The sequence below is a fragment of the Streptomyces beihaiensis genome (assembly GCF_026274175.1).
Taxonomy (GTDB): Bacteria; Actinomycetota; Actinomycetes; order Streptomycetales; family Streptomycetaceae; genus Streptomyces; species Streptomyces beihaiensis.
The window spans coordinates 35,911-52,686 of record NZ_JAPHNL010000002.1; the positions used below are offsets into that span (position 1 = coordinate 35,911).

Here is a 16,776-nt window from a genome sequence, read left to right on the forward strand (position 1 = left end):
CGGCCCGCTCCCCCTGCACATTCGGGCCGCCGCCGGACCCGCGAAGCACCGCGCTCGGCAGCAGGACGACCCGGGCCCCAGTGCCCGGAACCCGGAACCCGGAAGGACGTGGCTCGACGTGGCGGCAGCGCACCGCAAGCCCCGACAGCGCTCCCTCAGCGGCCCTACGGCCCGCACCGCGGCCACCCTCGCCATAGCCTCCGCCGCGACCGCGGCCGCCTTCGACGGCGGCGCGGCCCACGCGGAACCGGACCTCACCCCCGCGCAGGTGAAGGCGAAGGTCGACAAGCTCTACCAGGAGGCCGAGACCGCCACCCAGAAGTACGACGGCGCGAAGGAGAAGGCGCGCGCCGCCGAGAAGAAGGTGCGCGCCCTGCAGGACGAGGCGTCCCGCCGCACCGCGGCCCTCGACTCCGAGCGGCAGCGCCTCGGATCGGCGGCGGCCGCGCAGTACCGCACCGGCGGCATCGACCCGTCGGTCCAGCTCCTCCTCTCCTCCCGCCCCGACCGCTACCTGGACCAGGCCGCCTTCGCCGACCGGATGGACACCCGGCAGGCCGCGACGGTGCTGCGGGTGAGCAAGGAGCTGCGCGCGATCGACCAGCTGCACGACCACGCCGACCGGCAGCTGGCGGATCTGGCGGCGCGGCAGCGGGAGTTGGCGCGCGAGAAGAAGACGGTCGAGAGGAAGCTCACGGAGGCCCGCGCCCTCCTGGCCCGCCTCTCCCCCGCGGAGCAGGCGGCGTTCACGGGCGCCGGCACCGCCACCGGCGGCCCGGACGCGCGAGCCTCCCGCTCGTCGACGTCCACGCGCACAGCCCTGCCGCCCGTCGCACAGAAGGCCCCCAACGCCCGTGCGGCGGCGGCCATCGCGTACGCGTACCGGGCCCTGGGCCGCCCCTACGTGTGGGGCGCGACGGGCCCGGACGCGTTCGACTGCTCGGGCCTGACGCAGGCCGCGTACCGCGCGGCGGGCGTCTCGATCCCCCGCACCACGTACACGCAGATCAACGCGGGCCGCCGCATCCCCCGCTCCCAACTGGAGCCGGGTGACCTGGTGTTCTTCTACTCGGGGATCAGCCACGTCGGCCTGTACATCGGCGGCGGCCGGATGATCCACGCGCCGAACCCGAGCGCGCCGGTTCGGATCGCGCCGATCGACGAGATGCCGTTCGCCGGGGCGACGCGCGTCGTGTGACGAGCCCGCGCGCCCGCCCGCATAACTCGGTCGCACGACTGCGGCAAGCTGGTTATGGTGCCCGGATGACGTCGACGATCAGACAGTTCCAGGTCACTTTCGACTGCGCCGAGCCCGAGCGCGTCGCCCGCTTCTGGTGCGAGGTACTGGGATACGTCGTGCCGCCGCCGCCCAAGGGGTTCGACAGCTGGGAGGCGTTCGACCGCTCGCTGCCGCCCGAGGACCAGGGCGCGGCGTTCGCCTGCGTCGACCCGACGGGCGTCGGCCCGCGGCTGTTCTTCCAGCGCGTCCCCGAAGGCAAGGTCGTCAAGAACCGGGTCCACCTCGACGTACGGGCCGGTGCCGGCCTGGTGGGCGAGGAGCGTCTCGCCACGCTCCAGGCGGAACGCGCGCGGCTTGAGGCGCTGGGCGCGGTGTGCGTGCTGGTGCAGGAGGCCGACGAGTACAACGAGTCGTGCATCACCATGCAGGACATCGAAGGCAACGAATTCTGCCTCGACTAGATCGACTGGATTTATCGGATCCAGTAGACCCGGTAGATCCAGTAGACCCGGTAGATCGAGTAGATCGAGACAGACTCTTCTCCTCCCCCCAGTCGTTGTCACATATCGGCGGGGCGCTCCGTCATAGGGGTGCACCCGTCGACACGACGATGCGATCACGACCGAGGAGATGGACATGGAAGCCGAAGCCCGCCTCAACCTCTTAACCAACCCTGTCGCCGGCTCGTTCCTCAAGCGGATCGGCGCGGCAGGCGCCGTCGTCTCGAACTCGTCGCTGCCCGCGGCGACGCAGGAGCTGGTGAAGATCCGGGCCAGCCAGATCAACGGCTGCGGTTTCTGCACCGACATGCACACCAAGGACGCCGCGCACGCCGGGGAGACCTCGCTCCGCCTCAACCTGATCGCGGCCTGGCGCGAGGCGACGGTGTTCACCGACGCCGAGCGTGCGGCGCTGGAGCTGACGGAGCAGAGCACCCGGATCGCCGACGCGGCGGGCGGCGTCCCGGACGACGTCTGGGCGAACGCGGCCAAGCACTACGACGAGGAACAACTCGCGGCTCTCGTCTCCCTCATCGCCCTGATCAACACGTACAACCGCGTCAACGTCATCACCCAGCAGCCTGCGGGCAGCTACGAGGTGGGGATGTTCGGCTGACCACCAGCCGCTGCCGACCCTACGAACCGGTGCGGCGGGCGACCGGCCCGGCGCACCGGAGTGGTCAGATCCAGTCAGATCAAGTCAGATCCTCCAGGAACGGAGGCGGTCCGCGGCGTCGAACACGTCGAGACTGCCGTCCCGCAGGCCCTTGACCAGTTCGACCAGCGCCCCGTAAGGCGGGTCGACGCCGGCCCCCGCCTGCCGCATGTACTGAACCGCCAGCGCACACCCGAAAACGGTGTTGTCCGCAGGCAGCGGCTTCAGCGCGACGGTGGTGTGCAGCAGAGCGGCCGCACCCCATGCCTCGTCCGCCTCTTCACCGAGACGGGGGGTGTTCACCCGCTGCCGCGAGCAAGCGGCGGCAAGAGCGGAGTAGTCACGTACCTCAGGCGACTCGGGCAGCGCCGAGTCCTGGACGTCCAAGAGCCATCCGACGTCGACGTTCAGTTCCACGTGCCCCTCAGGCTGCCTCGGACGACGGCTTGGCCGTCGTGTCGTTTCCGGCGGGCGCGTCGTCGGGGAACGCGGCCCGGAACTCTTCCTTGTGGTCGTCGATGAACTTCTTGGCGCCCTCCACGAACACCCGGCGCGCGTGTTCACGCACGGTGATGTCGTGGACGTACGCCTTGACGCTCTTGCCGTCAGCGGCTGCGAGCGCCCGCACGACGACCAGCTCTTCCTCGGTGAATTCCACGTTCAATGCAGGCATACCTCCAGATTAGGGGTTCCGGTACCGGACCGGTACCGGAAGTCGTCGGTGCTCTCCCGGCACCCCTTGCACAGCCCACCCGGCAGAGCCTCCGGCCGCCCCGGACGACCGCACTCGGTGCACTCGACCAAGCGCCGGGGCTCCGGCCGGGCGGTCGGGACGGTGGCGCCGCGCGGTTCCCGTTGCGGCGGCAGCTTGTCGCGCAGGCGCCGGGCGAGGAAGGCGCGGGCGGAGTGGACGTGGGCCGGGAGGCTGTTGCTGAGCGCGCGGGCGAAGGCGTACGGGTCCGGGTCCCTGGCCAGCCACTCCGCTGCCGCGTCCTCCAGTTCCGCGCAATCCGCCGCCGAGAGGATCAGACGGGGATCGCTGAGGCCGTGACCATCCCCTCGTAGCGTGGAGCCCGTGATTGCAGGGGAAGTTGGGATTCATGGGGCCCAAGAAGAAGCCGTCGTACGACGCCGAGTTCCGTGAGGGTGCGGTGCGCATCGTGGTCGAGACCGGCAGGTCGGCCGGGGAGGTCGCCGAGGAGCTCGGCATCAACCCGGGCACGCTGCACAGCTGGGTGTCGCGGTGGCGGCGCAACGGGACGACGTCCTCGGACCGGCCCGCACAACCGACAGCCGCCAGTGGCGGTGGCGGTGGCGGTCGGGTGCGGGAGGCCGAGCGGGCCGAGCTGGAGCGGTTGCGCCGGGAGATCGGGGAGAAGAACAAGCGGATCCGGGAGCTGGAGATGGAGCGTGATGTCTTCAAGCGATGCATGGCCCTCTGGGTGAAGTGACCGAGAACGCTCCGGAGGCGGTGGTCGCCTTCATCGGTAACCAGAGGGCCGGGCACGGCGTCCCGCACCGGGTGTCCTGCCGGGTGGTCGGGGTGAGCGAGGCGTGGTTCTACAAGCGGCGCCGACGTCCCGACGAGCCGACGAAACGCGAGGTCAGGAGGGCGAGACTGGAGGAGCGGATCACCACTACTTCACCGCGTCCGGCGGCACCTACGGCTCGCCGAGGATCACCCTGGACCTGTGGGCGGAGGGCTGGAAGGTGTCGGTGAACACGGTCGCGGAGATCATGGCCGAGCTCGGTCTGCAGGGCCGCAAGCCGCCCAGGCGGCGGTCGCTGACCCGGCAGGGCAAGCGGAAGGCCGCCCCTGACCTGGTGCATCGCCGTTTCGACGCGGTGGCCCCGGACGTGCTCTGGTACGGGGACATGACGGAGATCGAGACCGGTGAGGGCAAGATCTATCTGGCCACGGTCATCGACGCGTTCTCTCGCCGTTGCCTCGGCTACGCCATGGGCGAGCACCATGACGCGGCCCTGGTCGGAGCGTCGTTGAAGATGGCCACCGCGACGCGCGGCGGCCGAAGGGACGGGACGATCTTCCACAGCGACAGGGGAAGTGAGTACACGTCAGAGGCGTACAACACCCTGTGTGACCGCCTGGGCGTGGTGCAGTCCATGGGGCGGGTGGGGTCGGCGCTGGACAACGCCGCCGCGGAGTCGTTCAACTCACTGATCAAGGTCGAGTACATACACCGGCACCGGTTCGCCACCCGCACCGAGGCCCGCCTGAAGATCGCCACCTGGACCACCGGGTTCTACAACCCGCGACGCAGGCACAGCGCGGCCGGCGGCCCGCCGCCGGAAGAGTTCGAACGGACCATCACCACAGCACGCAAGAAGAGCGACCAGAGATGCCAGGCCGCATAGGAGAGGTCTCTACGAAACCAGGGGATTGACATCTACGACCTCCTGCGCACCCGGGAGCTCCCCTCTCTCACCCTCGGCCGGGCCCGGCGCATCCCCGCCCACGCCCTCGATCACCTCATCACCACCCGACTCGAACAGGAAGCCGCCTAATGAGCACCCGCGACTCCGACCCAAACCCGACATCCCGGCGCGTCCGTGCCAACGGAGACGGCACCGTCTACCAGCGCAAGGACGGCCGCTGGGAAGCCGCCCGATACGTCCTCGCCCCCGGCAACACCCGCAGGCGCGTCAGCGTCTACGGCACGACGCGGGCGGAGGCCCTCGCCAGGCTGACGGAGAAGATCGCGGCCAGCAACCGCGGGGTCCCCATCGTCACCGCACAGGGCAGCCTCGCCAACTACCTGGCCTACTGGCTGGAAAACGTCGCCGTCCACCACCTCCGCGAAACAACCCACACACGCTACACCGCCGTCGTCGCCCAGTACCTCATACCGGGGCTGGGCCGGAAGAAGCTCGCCAAGCTCACCGCGAAGGACGTCCGGACCTGGCTCAATGAGCTGCGGACCGTTTGCCAGTGCTGCGCGCGCCATCGACGCGGGACGCGACCCGAACGCGCAGGCCAGCCGCCGCCCTCGCTGCTGCAGCCTCGGCCGCTGCTGCCACAAGCGGCTCTCGCCGCTGACGCTCGCGTACATCCACTCCGTGCTCAAGTTCGCCCTGGAGCACGCCGTCCGCGAGGAGGAGATCCCGCGCAACGTCGCACGGAACGTCCGCACCGGGACACCCCGCCCACGTCGGTTCAACCCTCTGACCGCCGACGAGGCCCGCCAGCTCCTTACCGCTGCACAAGGGCATCGGCTCGCCTCGCTGTTCGAGCTGGCGCTGCGCACCGGACTGCGCAAGGGCGAACTCCTCGGCCTGCACTGGGAAGACCTCGACCTCGACGGCGGCACGGCCAGCATCCGCCGCACCCTGCAGCGCACCCGAAGCAGCGGCATGGCCGGCTTGCCCACCAAGACCATCAGCTCCGAGCGGCGCATCGCCCTGCCCGCCCCCTGCATCACCTCGCTCCGAGCACACCGACAGCGCCAGGCCAAGGAGCGGAACCAGGTAGTTGCGGACCTGCAGGGCAGCGGATACGTCTTCACCCGGCCGGACGGGCACCCGATCGAACCCGCCACCCTCACCCGGCACTTCAACGGGCTCCTCCGTGACGCGCACCTGAGGCCGATCCGGTTCCACGACCTGAGGCACTCAACCGCGACGCTGCTCCTGGAGCAGGGGGTCGAGCTCGTCGTCATCAAGGAGCTGCTCGGTCACGCTCACATCGGGGTGACTGCGACGGTCTACGCACACGTCCGGCTCCGTCTCCAGCGCCAGGCCATCGACCTCCTCGGACACGCCCTCAGCAACCTCCCCGAGGCGGCCACTGAGCCCGACGGCGGCGACGAACCGCCACTTCGTGCAGCACCCGTCCACTGACGTTGCCGTCAACTACTGCCGTCAAGCGCCCACCGCAAGCCACCGTGGCCCCTCCGGAAGATCATTCTGGAGGGGCCGCCGTCATTATTTCAATTGCAGATTCTGCGCAGCCCCACCACGAATCATTGCTCCGCATTCATAAGTTCATGAAGCCCTACAGAGAACTTGCCTCGACCATGCAAAATAGATCGAGCCAGGCAGGCATTCGACTCACCATCCTTCAATAACACCATTCCACCAGGCGAAGCGAAGGTCATCGCGAATAGCCGAGTCAACCGTCTGTGCATATTGCTGAAATCGCCCCAAGGAATCATACAGATACTCGTAGTCCTCGACGCCAATGAGGATTCTCCTAACAAACGCCCACCTCCAGGAGATGTCAACGAATAGCGCGGCGGAGGAATTGATATAACTCAAGCCCAAGGTGTCATCATCGGGAACTCCCACAACCTCCCCACTATCGGCCACCACGCCAATCTCCCGACGCCAGTATGAGCCCAGCGAGTACGCCTCTACTCCGCGGCGCCGAATCGAGGGATCGTTCCCCGACTGAAGCGACCCGACGAGCTGGATTCCTCCCCGCCCACCGCCTTCCTCAAAGACGGCAATGCCATATTCTCGCAGGGCAAGAGAATCCTCCTCAGCAATGTTCCACCGCTGCTCTTCGCCCAGGCGAGAGGCTGGCAACCCCCAGCTGACCACTTGCGCCAGGGGAGCCGCGAGGCACTCTTCAAGCGTGGGGGGTACGTCACGGTTCATGTGGCACTTCTTCCTCTCGGAACACCGCAGGGCTTGGCCCGCCCATCTGGGCGGGCCAAGCCCTGATTCTATTCGGCGGGCAGGCGGCCCGCCTCGCGGGCAGCTAGCCTATCCATTCGAATCCCGGAAGGCCCGGCGGTGCTCCACGATAGCTACCCATGGCCCTCGCTATCGCACCGGCATTCTTTGCCCCGTTATTTATACCGTCAGGATTTAGAGTCCAGGATATATCAGCATTTCCATACCTACCCATCCTGGCCGAGCAGTTGTGCGGATCGGTAGTACAAGGGACTCGCTCAGAATATATTTCCGTCACATCATCAGGGGAGATTCCATTAGCATCGAGGTAATTGTCGAGGATCTCCTCCGAGTGCAGCCCACCGGGATCGTTTGCTGCCGCCAGGAATCTGGAATCTCCACCGCTGCCAATCCGATAGACAGCGACATTCTGCCCAGGCTTAACCCTGTTTACCATCCGCGCATTCATCGCAACCTGCGACGTCGTAGACGACGGATCATTTAGAGTGCAAACACCGTTGGTGTTGTGGACCAAGATTGGCGTGCCGCCCGCTACAACATAGTACGTGTGCTCGCCGGGCGGGCGTCACCTGCATTTTCGCTGGTCAGCGAATTCCAGCCTGTCCGTGGATGTGCGTGGAAGTGCCGTGCTGTGCGCCCGTGTTGCCGTCGGCGTTGCCGTCAGACGGCTGCGTGCGTGAGGGCGGTGGAGTGGGCTTTGGTCGGTGTCCTGCCCGGGTTGGGGTCGGGCATGGTCAGGGGGCCGTACGCTGGCCCGGCAACTCGGGCAGGCTTTGCCCCTGCCCGGAATTTGAACGAGTGGCCCCCTGGCCTTGCCCGACGCGGGCCCCGGCCCGGGGAGGTGGGTAAAGCCCACGGAGCCGCCCGACCCACCGCCGGACCTGCGCACCGGCCAACTCCCCGCCGTCGCCTCGCCGTCGGCCCGGCACTCGCCATGCGGGCACGTCCGGCTTTCTCCCTGCTTCCGGTCGTCCGCTACGCGCTTCTGCGCGGCCTGGTCGCTGGCCGGCCCGCGGTGGCGAAGCCGAGAGCGGGCCGGGTGGGCGGCCGTGCCGCGCGCGACCCGCGTCAGCGGGTCGCCTTGAAGACGTAGAGAAAGTTTGGACGCATCCCGCTTCGACGGTACGCCATGTCCCTCGGCTGGTCGTTCGGCTTGAAGTGTGGTCCTGCGGGCAGCCGGGTTGATCGCTGTTCGGCCGGTCCGGGACCGTGTGCTGGGGGTACCGTCTGAGTGTTGCCGCAGAACGGAGTTCGCCGTGTCGCAGAGCATCGAGGAACACGCCGGCGCTCGGATCGCCCGTATCCGGAAGCAGCGCGGCCTGACGCAGCAAGGGCTGGCGATGCGGGCGCACCTGTCGAAGTCGCTGTTGTCGAAGGTCGAGTGCGGGCAGAAGCCCGCTTCCCCGGCCCTTGTCGCCGCCTGTGCCCGTGCACTGGGTGTTTCCACATCCGACCTGCTGGGACAGCCGTACGCCGACGAACTGCGGCGCGACCGCATGGACGCCCTGATCCAGCCGATCCGTGAGGGGCTGGAGAACTGGGACATCGCTCTGGACTGGGAGACGGCTCCGCGCCCGGCCTCGTTGGTCTGGGCGGATGTCCAGCGGGCTCTGGAGCAGCGCCGTCAGGCGCAGTACACGGACATGGTGCGCGACCTGCCTGTGCTGATCGACGAGTCGGTGCAGGCGGTGCATACCAGTACCGGGGAAGAGCAGCGGCTGGCTTACGAATGTCTGGCGGAGACGTTCCGTTGTGTGTTCACCGTGGCGTGGAAGCTCGGCTTCCTCGATCTCGCCACCGTCGCGTTGGACCGGCTCGTGTGGACCGCGCCGCGCGCCGACGAGCCGGGACTGGCCGCGATGCATGCCTTTCTGCGTGCACAGACCACGTTGTCGTCGGGTCGGTACGACGTGGGTCTGCGGGTGGTTGATCGGGCTCTGCGGGACCTCGAAGGCCAGGAGTCACGCCGCCCGGCGGGCATTGAGGCGATGCGGGGCATGCTGCACCTGCGCGCCGCGACTATCGCGGGCCGGATGAAGGACCGGGACCATGCGGACGCCCGCCTGGCCGAGGCCCGTGCCCTTGCCCAGGCAACGGGCGAGTTGCCGGACTTCGGTGTCACCTGGGGGCCGGTGAACGTCGGTGTGCATGCCGTGGCGATCGCCTCGGAGGCTGACGACTTCGAGCGTGCGATCGCACTCGCCGACAACGTGCGGATTCCACGCGGCTGGACCCGTTCCCGGGCTGGCCACCACTGGATGGACCTCGGCCGGGCCCACGCGTGGGCGGGCCACCCGGAAAAGGCGCTGGACTGCCTGCACCAGGCCCGGCGCATCGCACCGCAGCAGACCCGCTACCACCCGACCGTGCGGGAGACCGTGCTGGCACTGAAGCGGCGGGAGCGGACGCGCAACGGCTCGTTGGCGCAGTACGCGGAGTGGGTCGGGATATAGCGGATTTATAGCGGGAGGAGTTGCACCCTTCGGTGCAACCACGGTGCATCGCCGGTCGGCAGGCTGACGTCTCGTCAGGACCCCCGCGGCCGCGCGAACGGTCCGGGGGCATGGCCAACGCTGACAAGGAGCGTCGACATGCCGCACTGTATCGCCCACATCTTCGAGCCGCTGCTGCGGCTGCTGTGGCCCGCTCGGGGTCGCCATCGCAGACCTGATCACTCATCCGCCGGCCTTGCTGTAGAGGCGTCGACCGCCTGTCCGACTCGCGTACCGGCCGCCCAGGTACTGCGTGGTGAGGAAATCGGGCTGGTCCGCCCGTACCTGGTCGCGCACGAGCGGCGAGAGACGCAGAAGCAGCAGGCTCGGCGTCGCGCGCTCCGGCTGGCTGTGCGCGGCGACATCAGTCCCCGGTTGTTCGGCGGAGTGGAGGTCACGGCGTGACGAGCGGGACCGGACAGCTGCGCCTGCTGCCGTGGGCCGGGCCCGAGGGCAAGCCGTGCTATCTCGCAAGTGACGGGGCCGGATATCTGTCGAGGCTCGCCGACAACATGGAGTCGACCCAGCTCGGCCTGGCCGGGGAACTCTTCCAGGAGGCCAAGCGTGTTCTGGACAAGCGGCAGTGGACGGAGGGCGAACTGCACCTTCTGGCAGTCCAGTTGGCTGAAGCGCTCGGCAACGTGCGCCGCATCGCGGTGAGTCGCGGCGCGCGCCTGCCCACACCCGCCGACGACGATCTCGACACCGTGGACGACCTCGAGGACGAGGAAAAGAGGCAGGAGAGTTCATACCCGGCCGTCTGCCGCTGACCGTGCCTCGTGGCTCCCTGTTCCCATCCAAACCGGGCCGGTAGAGATCCCCGGAGAGCCATGGTTCTCCGGGGATCTCCCTTGCATGCCGTCAGGTGTCCTGGGAGCGCTTGGTTCCTGGACGATGGCTCGCCTCTTCCAGGCGCTCCAGGCGCTCGCGCATGTCGGCCATCTGCTCCAGGATCAGATCCAGCTTGCCCGCCAGATCCATGTCCCGGGATGCCGACGGAGTGGGGTGCGGTGGCTGCTCTCCTGAGCTGCCTTCCGTTCCGCCTGTGTCTCCCGGCTCGCCCCAGAAGAGGCTTTCGCCGATGACATAAGCCAGCTCTTCCGGCTGCGGCTCGCTCGGCCGGGTGCGGGAGGGGATCTTCTTGCGCGGGTTCTTGTAGACCTTGCGGACGTGCCCTTCCAGGGCCATCGTGGCCAGGGCCTGTTCGGTGTTCTCTTCGCTGTGGCCGATGGCCTTGGCGGCCTCCGCTGCGGTCAGCCGGGTGCCTTTGGGCCACGAGCCGTTACGGATCTTCTGAACAAGGGCCGCGTGGGCGAGGTGCCGTCCGAGGGCGGGATCGTCCGCGTCGCGTACGTAGGCGTCGTGGCTGTGTTCTTCGTCCTCGTAGCGGAGCCATTCGTTGCGTACGAGCAGGCTGACCGCCGTATCGATGACGCGGACCGGTACCGCGTAGTGGTCGGCGAGCGTTTCACGGCCCGGCAGCTTGGTCCCCGGGGTGAGGATGCCGGAGCGGATCTGACGTTCCAGCTCCTTGACGACGCTCTCAAAGGCGTGCTCGAAGTCCGCGGACCTGCTGACGAAGGTGCCCTTGCCCTGGCGGGTCATGACCCATCCCTCACTGCGCAGGAGCCGCACCGCCTTCTGCACGGTCAGGCTCGACGCGCCGTACGCCTCCATCAACTGGCTGTGGGACGGCAGCAACTGCCCCGGCTGGAGCTTCTCACTTCGGATCTGCTGCTTGAGATCGTCCGCGATGCGCTCGAACGCCAGGCGCGCGTCGTCGGCAGGAGGCATCGTCATCCCTCGGGTCGGCGTACATCGGTGGCCGGAAGGACGGGCCAGCCGCCATTCCCGCAGCACAGCGCGCTGCACCGGCCAGATTAGCGACCCCAGGGACAGAGCGAGAGCGGAACAGTGATGAATAGGGATGGATGGAGTTGGATTGAGTCGGGTAGAGTCGCGTCACGCGATCATCCACATTGATGAATCGCGCCCCTCTACCTGGAGGTTTGCCGTGAAGACCATGCCCATCGACCAGTCCCAGGCCCTGGTGATCCTGACCTCCGAGCCTCGGCCGCGGTTCAAGGACCGCGACAGCCAGCAGCCCGCGATCGACCGGGCCACCGCGACCCACCTGCACCTGGTGGACGTGATGTTCGCCTTCAACGGCCGCGCCGAAGTGATCACCGTGAACGTCCCCGAGCCGGGTCTCGGAAAGGGCCTGAAGGTCGGCCTGCCGGTCGCCTTCACCGGCCTGGTCGCCTCGGCCTGGGAGAACGAGATCAACGGCAAGGACCGCCACGGCATCTCCCTGCGCGCCGACGCCATCACCGCCAAGGCGAGTGCCTGATGACCGGCAACCCCCTCGGACTCGCGCTGCTGGTCGTCTCCGGCCTCGGCACGCTCGGGCTGCTGGGCTGGGCCGGGTTCTGCTTCTCGCGCTGGTACCGGGCCGATGCCGAGACCCGTGTCAGCCTGCGGCAGGCACGGCGGATGCGGTGGAGCTGGAAGCGGCTCGCGCCGATGCTCGGCCTGGCCGTCAAGGACGCAACCCCCACCGTGCTCCAGCAGTACGGCCCACAGGAACAGCCGACGAAACCGCGCGTGCTGGTGCCCCGCCTGCACACCCGCGCCGACGCTTTCGGCGTCACCGTCACCGCCGACGCGCTGCCGCAGGTCGGGCTGAGTGCCTGGCAGGACGCCAGCGAGGGCCTGTGCGACGCCTGGGGCATGCGCCGCATCCGGATCACCCAGCCCACACCAGGTGTGATCGTCGCGCGCGGCTTCCGGCGGGAACCGCTGGAGGCGGTGATCCGCTCACCGCTGCTCGGCCCGGACGGCTCCCCGGTCTGCCGACCAGGTCAGTTCGTCTCTACCGATGACGTGCTGCTCGGCTGGGACGAAGACGGCACCCCCGTCGTGCTCAACCTCGCCTACTCCGCCCACGCCCTCATCGCCGGCGCCACCCGCTCCGGCAAATCGATCACCGTCAACACCCTGCTCGCCCACGCCTCCCTCATGCGGGACGTGCGCCTGATCGTGATCGACCCCAACCTCGGCGCCGTCGCGCCCTGGTGGCGCACCGCACACAAAGTCTCCGACGCCATCCACCTCGACGAACCGACCGAGATCCTGCGCTGGGTACGCGAGGAAATGCAGCGCCGTGAGCGGCTGTTCTGGTCCGGCCGCACCGACCGCATCACCGACTTCAGCCCCGACCTGCCGCTGCTGCTCGTGGTGATCGACGAGGTGGCCAACTACACCCGTCACCCCGACCGTAAGTCCCGCGAACGCTTCGAGGCCGAACTGCTGGCCATCGCCAGCCAGGGCGCCAAGTTCGGCGTCCGGCTGTGGCTGCTCACCCAGAAACCCTCCGCCGACGTGCTCACCACCGCCATCCGCACCAACCTGTCCGCCCGGATCTGCCACCGCGTCGACACCGTCGAGGACTTCCTGCACCTCTTCCCCGACGGCCGCGAACTGGACATCACCGCCGCCGACCGCACCATGCCCCAGGGCGTCTCCATCGCCTCCGTCGGCGACATGCGCACGCCCGTCCGGCTGCGCTCGGTCTACCTGCCCACCGAAGCATGCTGGCAGATCAACGACCTCATGTGCAGCAACGGACTGAAGGTCCGCGAACTGCCCGCCTCTGCCGACCTGGACAAAGCCGCGTGACCCGCGCCGGTCAGCCGCCCGAGTCGGAAAGCCCCGCTCCCGACCGAGTCCGTAACGCAGTCATCCCCGGCAAGGGCGTGTAGTCGCCAAACCCTCGCCCCTGCCGGGGCCTCCCTCCCCATCCATCCACGGCACACGCATGTGCCGTAGCGCAGAGAGGTCCCGCCAGCATGCCACCACACAACCCCACCACCACAATCCCCCACCCCGAACCGGCCGCAGCCGTACTGCCGTCGTTTACCGGGTACCGGGACCTGCTCGGCCTGATACGGCAGCTGTCCTCGCTTGGCGGGTGCGCCCGGCCCATCCGGCTCGAAGGCCACCGAACCGAGAACGACGCCTTCACCGGCGAGATCCTGCGCGAACTGAAGTCCAAGGAACTGCCCGCCGGGCACCTCCTGGTCCGCTGCGGCAACCGCCGCACCACCCGCTGCCCCTCCTGCGCCGAGCTCTACCGCCAGGACACCTACCACCTCATCGCCGCCGGCCTACGCGGCGGCAAGAACATCCCCGACCAGGTCGCCGCCCACCCCCGCGTCTTCGCCACCCTCACCGCGCCCTCGTACGGACCGGTCCACGGCCGACGCGTCAACGGCTCCGCCCGCTGCCGCTGCGGACGCACCCACACCAAAGGCGACCCGATCCTCGGTGCCCCGCTCGACCCCGAGCACTACGACTACACCGGCGCGGTGCTGTGGAACGCCCACGCCCCCGCCCTGTGGGCGCGCTTCATGCTCCACCTGCGCCGCACCATCGCCGCCGCAGCCGGAATCCCCCAGCGCCTGCTCCACAGGGTCGCCCGCGTCTCGTACGCCAAGGTCGCCGAGTACCAGCGGCGCGGACTGATCCACTTCCACGCCGTAATCCGCCTCGACGGCCCCGCAGGCAGCTACACCCCACCACCCGCATGGGCCACGCCCGAGACGTTGGCCGATGGCGTCCACGTTGCCGCTGCCCGCGCCCATGTCGACGGGCCGGAGATCGACGGTCGGACCTACTCCTTCGGCTTCGGCAGGGAGCTGGACGTCAAGGTCATCCAGTCCGCCGCCTTCCAGGCCGGGACCACAATTACCGAGGGCAAGGTCGCCGGGTACGTTGCCAAGTACGCCACCAAGGGCGCCGAAAGCGCGGCCGGCACCCTCGACCGCCGACTGAAGCTGATCGCCGAACTCGGCCAGGAGACCATTCCCGAGCACGCCGCCCGCATGATCCGCACCGCCTGGGCCCTGGGCGCCCGCCGGGACCTCGGACACCTGAAGCTGCGGGCCTGGGCCCACATGCTCGGCTTCCGCGGCCACTTCTCCACCAAGACCCGCGCCTACTCCACCACCCTCGGGGCCCTCCGGGCCGCCCGCGCCGCCTGGCAGAGCCGTCACACCCCCGACCCCGAACCGACCACCCTCGTCCTCGCCCACTGGGCCTACGACGGCACCGGCCTCACCCCCGACCTCGAACGCCTCGCCGCCCTCATCAGCGGCGGCCCGACGCGCGAACCGGCGGTGACCACTCGTGCGTGACGACGAACTCCTCACCGTCCCCGAAGCCATGGCCCGCCTCAAGATCGGCCGCTCCGCCCTCTACGACCTCCTGCGCACCCGCCGCCTGGCCTCCCTGACCATCGGCCGCGCCCGCCGCATCCCCACCCACGCCCTCGCTGACTACGTCCAACGCCACCTGGAAGAGGCCACCCGATGACCGCGCCCAGGCGCAAGAAGACCCGCGCCAACGGCGACGGAACCATCTACCAGCGCAAGGACGGCCGCTGGGAAGCCGCCGGATACGTCCTCGCCCCCGGCAACACCCGCAAACGCATCCGCGTCTACGGCAACTCGCGCACTGAGGCGCAGGCCAAGCTGACCGAGAAGATCGCCGCCAGCAACCGCGGCATCCCCATCGTCACCGCCCAGGGCAGCCTCGCGGCGTACCTGACGTACTGGCTGGAGAACGTTGCCGTCCACCAACTCCGCGAGACCACCCACACCCGCTACAGCGCCGTCGTCGAGCAGTACCTCATCCCCGGCCTCGGCCGGAAGAAGCTCGCCAAGCTCACCGCCAAGGACATCCGCACCTGGCTCAACGAACTGCGGACCGTCTGCCGGTGCTGCGCACGCGGCATCGACGCGGGACGCGATCCCAGGGCCCAGGCCAGCCGTCGCCCGCGTTGCTGCGCGATCGGCCAGTGCTGTCGCAAGCGCCTCTCCCCGGTCACGCTCGCCTACATCCACTCCGTGCTCAAGTCCGCCCTGGAGCACGCCGTGCGCGAGGAGGAGATTCCCCGCAACGTCGCCCGCAACGTCCGCACCGGAACCCCTCGCCCCCGCCGCTTCAACCCCCTCACCGCCGACGAAGCCCGACGCTTCCTCACCGCCGCCCAGGGCCACCGGCACGCCGCCCTGTTCGAACTCGCCCTGCGCACCGGCCTACGCAAGGGCGAACTCCTCGGCCTGCGCTGGGAAGACCTCGACCTCGACGGCTGCACCGCCACCATCCGCCGCACCCTCCAGCGCACCCGTACCGGCGGTCTGACCACCTTGCCGACCAAGACCATCAGCTCCGAACGCCGCATCGCGCTGCCGGTCTCCTGCGTCACCTCGCTTCGCGCGCACCGCGAGCATCAGGCACGCGAGAAGGCCCACGCGGGCTCCGACTGGCAGGGCAGCGGGCACGTCTTCACCCGGTTCGACGGCTACCCGATCGAGCCCTCCACCCTCACCAAGCAGTTCAACGCGCTACTCCGCAACACCCACCTGCGACCGATCCGGTTCCACGACCTCCGCCACTCAACAGCAACCCTCCTCCTGGAACAGGGCGTCGAACTCGTCGTCATCAAGGAGCTCCTGGGGCACGCCCACATCGGCGTCACCGCCACCGTGTACGCGCATGTCCGGCTCCGCCTCCAACGCGACGCCATCGACCTCCTTGGCCGCGTCCTGCGCAACCCCTCAGAGGCCACCACCGGGCCCGACGAAGGCGACGACCCCCCGCTTTGTGCAGCACCCGTCCGCTGACGTTGCCGTCAACCACTGCCGTCAGAGCATCCAGGAACACCATAGCGGCCCCATCGGTAACAAATCCGATGGGGCCGCTCGACATCTGGACTCGATTACGGCTTAAGCGCCTTAGAAACCAAGAACTCCAGGAATTCTTGATTCTCAGGCATCACTTCGCCAGTTTCATGATCAAGAAAGGTCACCCGATCCAGGCAGGCGCCATTCTCGACCATGAATCCCCAAAGATCTCCAGTACCAACTGGAGAAAATGCCACGAAATCAGCATCCCACCAGCGTTCACTGTTGACGGACTGAAAGTCCTCTACACTTCCTTGACGCGGACCCAGCGGGAAGATGTCGAGGAATCCGAATCCACCGCCACCCACGGTTGCCATGAAGCGCCTATAGGAGACAGGTAGGACTACTCGAAAGTTGGCCTCAATATCGGCGATTTCCTCTTCAGAGGCCCGCCACCCTTCAAAGCCTTCAAACCAGAATGGGTGAGTCGATCTGACCTGTTCAAGCAAGGTCTCAAACTCCGAGTAGTCCACTTCGTTCCAGCCCT

The 16,776-nt window shown here is 68.3% G+C and carries 19 protein-coding genes and 2 pseudogenes; 15 read left to right on the forward strand and 6 right to left on the reverse strand.

Translation table 11 applies throughout. From position 1 onward, the window contains the following. Nucleotides 1-118 precede the first annotated feature (118 nt). The 3 genes from OFY01_RS00940 to OFY01_RS00950 all read left to right on the forward strand — a co-directional run bounded on the left by OFY01_RS00940 (nt 119) and on the right by OFY01_RS00950 (nt 2,356). A complete protein-coding gene (locus tag OFY01_RS00940) occupies nt 119-1,198 on the forward strand; it encodes a C40 family peptidase (protein ID WP_266595312.1) in 1,080 nt (359 codons plus the stop codon). Nucleotides 1,199-1,263: 65 nt separating this feature from the next. Next, nucleotides 1,264-1,701 (forward strand): VOC family protein, encoded by a 438-nt coding sequence (locus OFY01_RS00945; protein WP_266595314.1) that lies wholly within the window; start codon nt 1,264-1,266, stop codon nt 1,699-1,701. 175 nt (nt 1,702-1,876) lie between these two features. After that, a complete protein-coding gene (locus OFY01_RS00950; protein WP_266595316.1) occupies nt 1,877-2,356 on the forward strand; it encodes a carboxymuconolactone decarboxylase family protein in 480 nt (159 codons plus the stop codon). Between the two features lie 84 nt (nt 2,357-2,440). On the opposite strand, the gene OFY01_RS00955 is transcribed toward OFY01_RS00950, so the two are convergent. Together OFY01_RS00955 and OFY01_RS00960 are read right to left on the reverse strand one after the other, a co-directional pair. Continuing rightward, nucleotides 2,441-2,812, reverse strand: a complete 372-nt coding sequence (locus OFY01_RS00955; RefSeq protein WP_266595318.1) for a toxin Doc — start codon at nt 2,810-2,812, stop codon at nt 2,441-2,443. A gap of 7 nt (nt 2,813-2,819) precedes the next feature. Next, a complete protein-coding gene (locus OFY01_RS00960; RefSeq protein WP_266595320.1) occupies nt 2,820-3,068 on the reverse strand; it encodes a hypothetical protein in 249 nt (82 codons plus the stop codon). A gap of 427 nt (nt 3,069-3,495) precedes the next feature. On the opposite strand from OFY01_RS00960, the gene OFY01_RS00965 reads away from it, so the two are divergent. The 4 genes and pseudogenes from OFY01_RS00965 (at nt 3,496) to OFY01_RS00980 (ending at nt 6,253) form a co-directional block, all read left to right on the forward strand. After that, nucleotides 3,496-3,846, forward strand: coding sequence for a transposase (locus OFY01_RS00965; RefSeq protein WP_266595322.1), 351 nt, complete (start codon nt 3,496-3,498; stop codon nt 3,844-3,846). A gap of 103 nt (nt 3,847-3,949) precedes the next feature. Then, a complete protein-coding gene (locus tag OFY01_RS00970; RefSeq protein ID WP_266595324.1) occupies nt 3,950-4,771 on the forward strand; it encodes an IS3 family transposase in 822 nt (273 codons plus the stop codon). A 30-nt stretch (nt 4,772-4,801) separates the two neighbouring features. After that, nucleotides 4,802-4,921, forward strand: a pseudogene (locus OFY01_RS00975) (helix-turn-helix domain-containing protein); the annotation flags it as partial. Further along, nucleotides 4,921-6,253, forward strand: a pseudogene (locus OFY01_RS00980) (tyrosine-type recombinase/integrase). The pseudogenes OFY01_RS00975 and OFY01_RS00980, both read left to right, overlap by 1 nt. 210 nt (nt 6,254-6,463) lie before the next feature. Here the strand turns inward: OFY01_RS00980 and OFY01_RS00985 are convergent. Beyond that, nucleotides 6,464-7,012 (reverse strand): SUKH-4 family immunity protein, encoded by a 549-nt coding sequence (locus OFY01_RS00985; RefSeq protein ID WP_266595326.1) that lies wholly within the window; start codon nt 7,010-7,012, stop codon nt 6,464-6,466. Nucleotides 7,013-7,115: 103 nt separating this feature from the next. Next, a complete protein-coding gene (locus tag OFY01_RS32495) occupies nt 7,116-7,499 on the reverse strand; it encodes a nucleic acid/nucleotide deaminase domain-containing protein (RefSeq protein WP_407700254.1) in 384 nt (127 codons plus the stop codon). An 808-nt stretch (nt 7,500-8,307) separates the two neighbouring features. Between OFY01_RS32495 and OFY01_RS00990 the strand changes: the two genes are divergently transcribed. The 3 genes from OFY01_RS00990 (at nt 8,308) to OFY01_RS01000 (ending at nt 10,313) form a co-directional block, all read left to right on the forward strand. Beyond that, nucleotides 8,308-9,504, forward strand: a complete 1,197-nt coding sequence (locus OFY01_RS00990; protein ID WP_266595328.1) for a helix-turn-helix domain-containing protein — start codon at nt 8,308-8,310, stop codon at nt 9,502-9,504. Nucleotides 9,505-9,642: 138 nt separating this feature from the next. Next, complete coding sequence (locus tag OFY01_RS00995; RefSeq protein ID WP_266595330.1) at nt 9,643-9,948, forward strand: hypothetical protein; 306 nt, start codon at nt 9,643-9,645, stop codon at nt 9,946-9,948. Then, entirely contained in the window at nt 9,945-10,313 is a 369-nt protein-coding gene (locus tag OFY01_RS01000) for a hypothetical protein (RefSeq protein WP_266595332.1), read from the forward strand. Before OFY01_RS00995 ends, OFY01_RS01000 begins: the two co-directional genes overlap by 4 nt. Nucleotides 10,314-10,404: 91 nt before the next feature. Here the strand turns inward: OFY01_RS01000 and OFY01_RS01005 are convergent, their stop codons facing one another. Continuing rightward, nucleotides 10,405-11,343, reverse strand: coding sequence for a GntR family transcriptional regulator (locus OFY01_RS01005; RefSeq protein WP_266595333.1), 939 nt, complete (start codon nt 11,341-11,343; stop codon nt 10,405-10,407). Between the two features lie 223 nt (nt 11,344-11,566). Between OFY01_RS01005 and OFY01_RS01010 the strand changes: the two genes are divergently transcribed. The 5 genes from OFY01_RS01010 to OFY01_RS01030 all read left to right on the forward strand — a co-directional run bounded on the left by OFY01_RS01010 (nt 11,567) and on the right by OFY01_RS01030 (nt 16,229). Continuing rightward, complete coding sequence (locus tag OFY01_RS01010; protein ID WP_266595379.1) at nt 11,567-11,893, forward strand: SCO3933 family regulatory protein; 327 nt, start codon at nt 11,567-11,569, stop codon at nt 11,891-11,893. Beyond that, a complete protein-coding gene (locus tag OFY01_RS01015) occupies nt 11,893-13,221 on the forward strand; it encodes an FtsK/SpoIIIE domain-containing protein (protein ID WP_266595335.1) in 1,329 nt (442 codons plus the stop codon). The genes OFY01_RS01010 and OFY01_RS01015 overlap by 1 nt, the downstream gene beginning before the upstream one ends. Nucleotides 13,222-13,391: 170 nt before the next feature. Next, nucleotides 13,392-14,738 (forward strand): replication initiator, encoded by a 1,347-nt coding sequence (locus tag OFY01_RS01020; RefSeq protein ID WP_266595337.1) that lies wholly within the window; start codon nt 13,392-13,394, stop codon nt 14,736-14,738. Continuing rightward, nucleotides 14,731-14,916 carry a helix-turn-helix domain-containing protein gene (locus tag OFY01_RS01025; protein WP_266595339.1) on the forward strand — a complete coding sequence of 62 codons (186 nt, stop codon included), beginning with the start codon at nt 14,731-14,733 and terminating at the stop codon, nt 14,914-14,916. The genes OFY01_RS01020 and OFY01_RS01025 overlap by 8 nt, the downstream gene beginning before the upstream one ends. Further along, nucleotides 14,913-16,229 (forward strand): tyrosine-type recombinase/integrase, encoded by a 1,317-nt coding sequence (locus tag OFY01_RS01030; RefSeq protein WP_266595341.1) that lies wholly within the window; start codon nt 14,913-14,915, stop codon nt 16,227-16,229. The genes OFY01_RS01025 and OFY01_RS01030 overlap by 4 nt, the downstream gene beginning before the upstream one ends. A gap of 95 nt (nt 16,230-16,324) precedes the next feature. On the opposite strand, the gene OFY01_RS01035 is transcribed toward OFY01_RS01030, so the two are convergent. Further along, a complete protein-coding gene (locus tag OFY01_RS01035; protein ID WP_266595343.1) occupies nt 16,325-16,762 on the reverse strand; it encodes an SMI1/KNR4 family protein in 438 nt (145 codons plus the stop codon). Nucleotides 16,763-16,776: the final 14 nt, after the last annotated feature.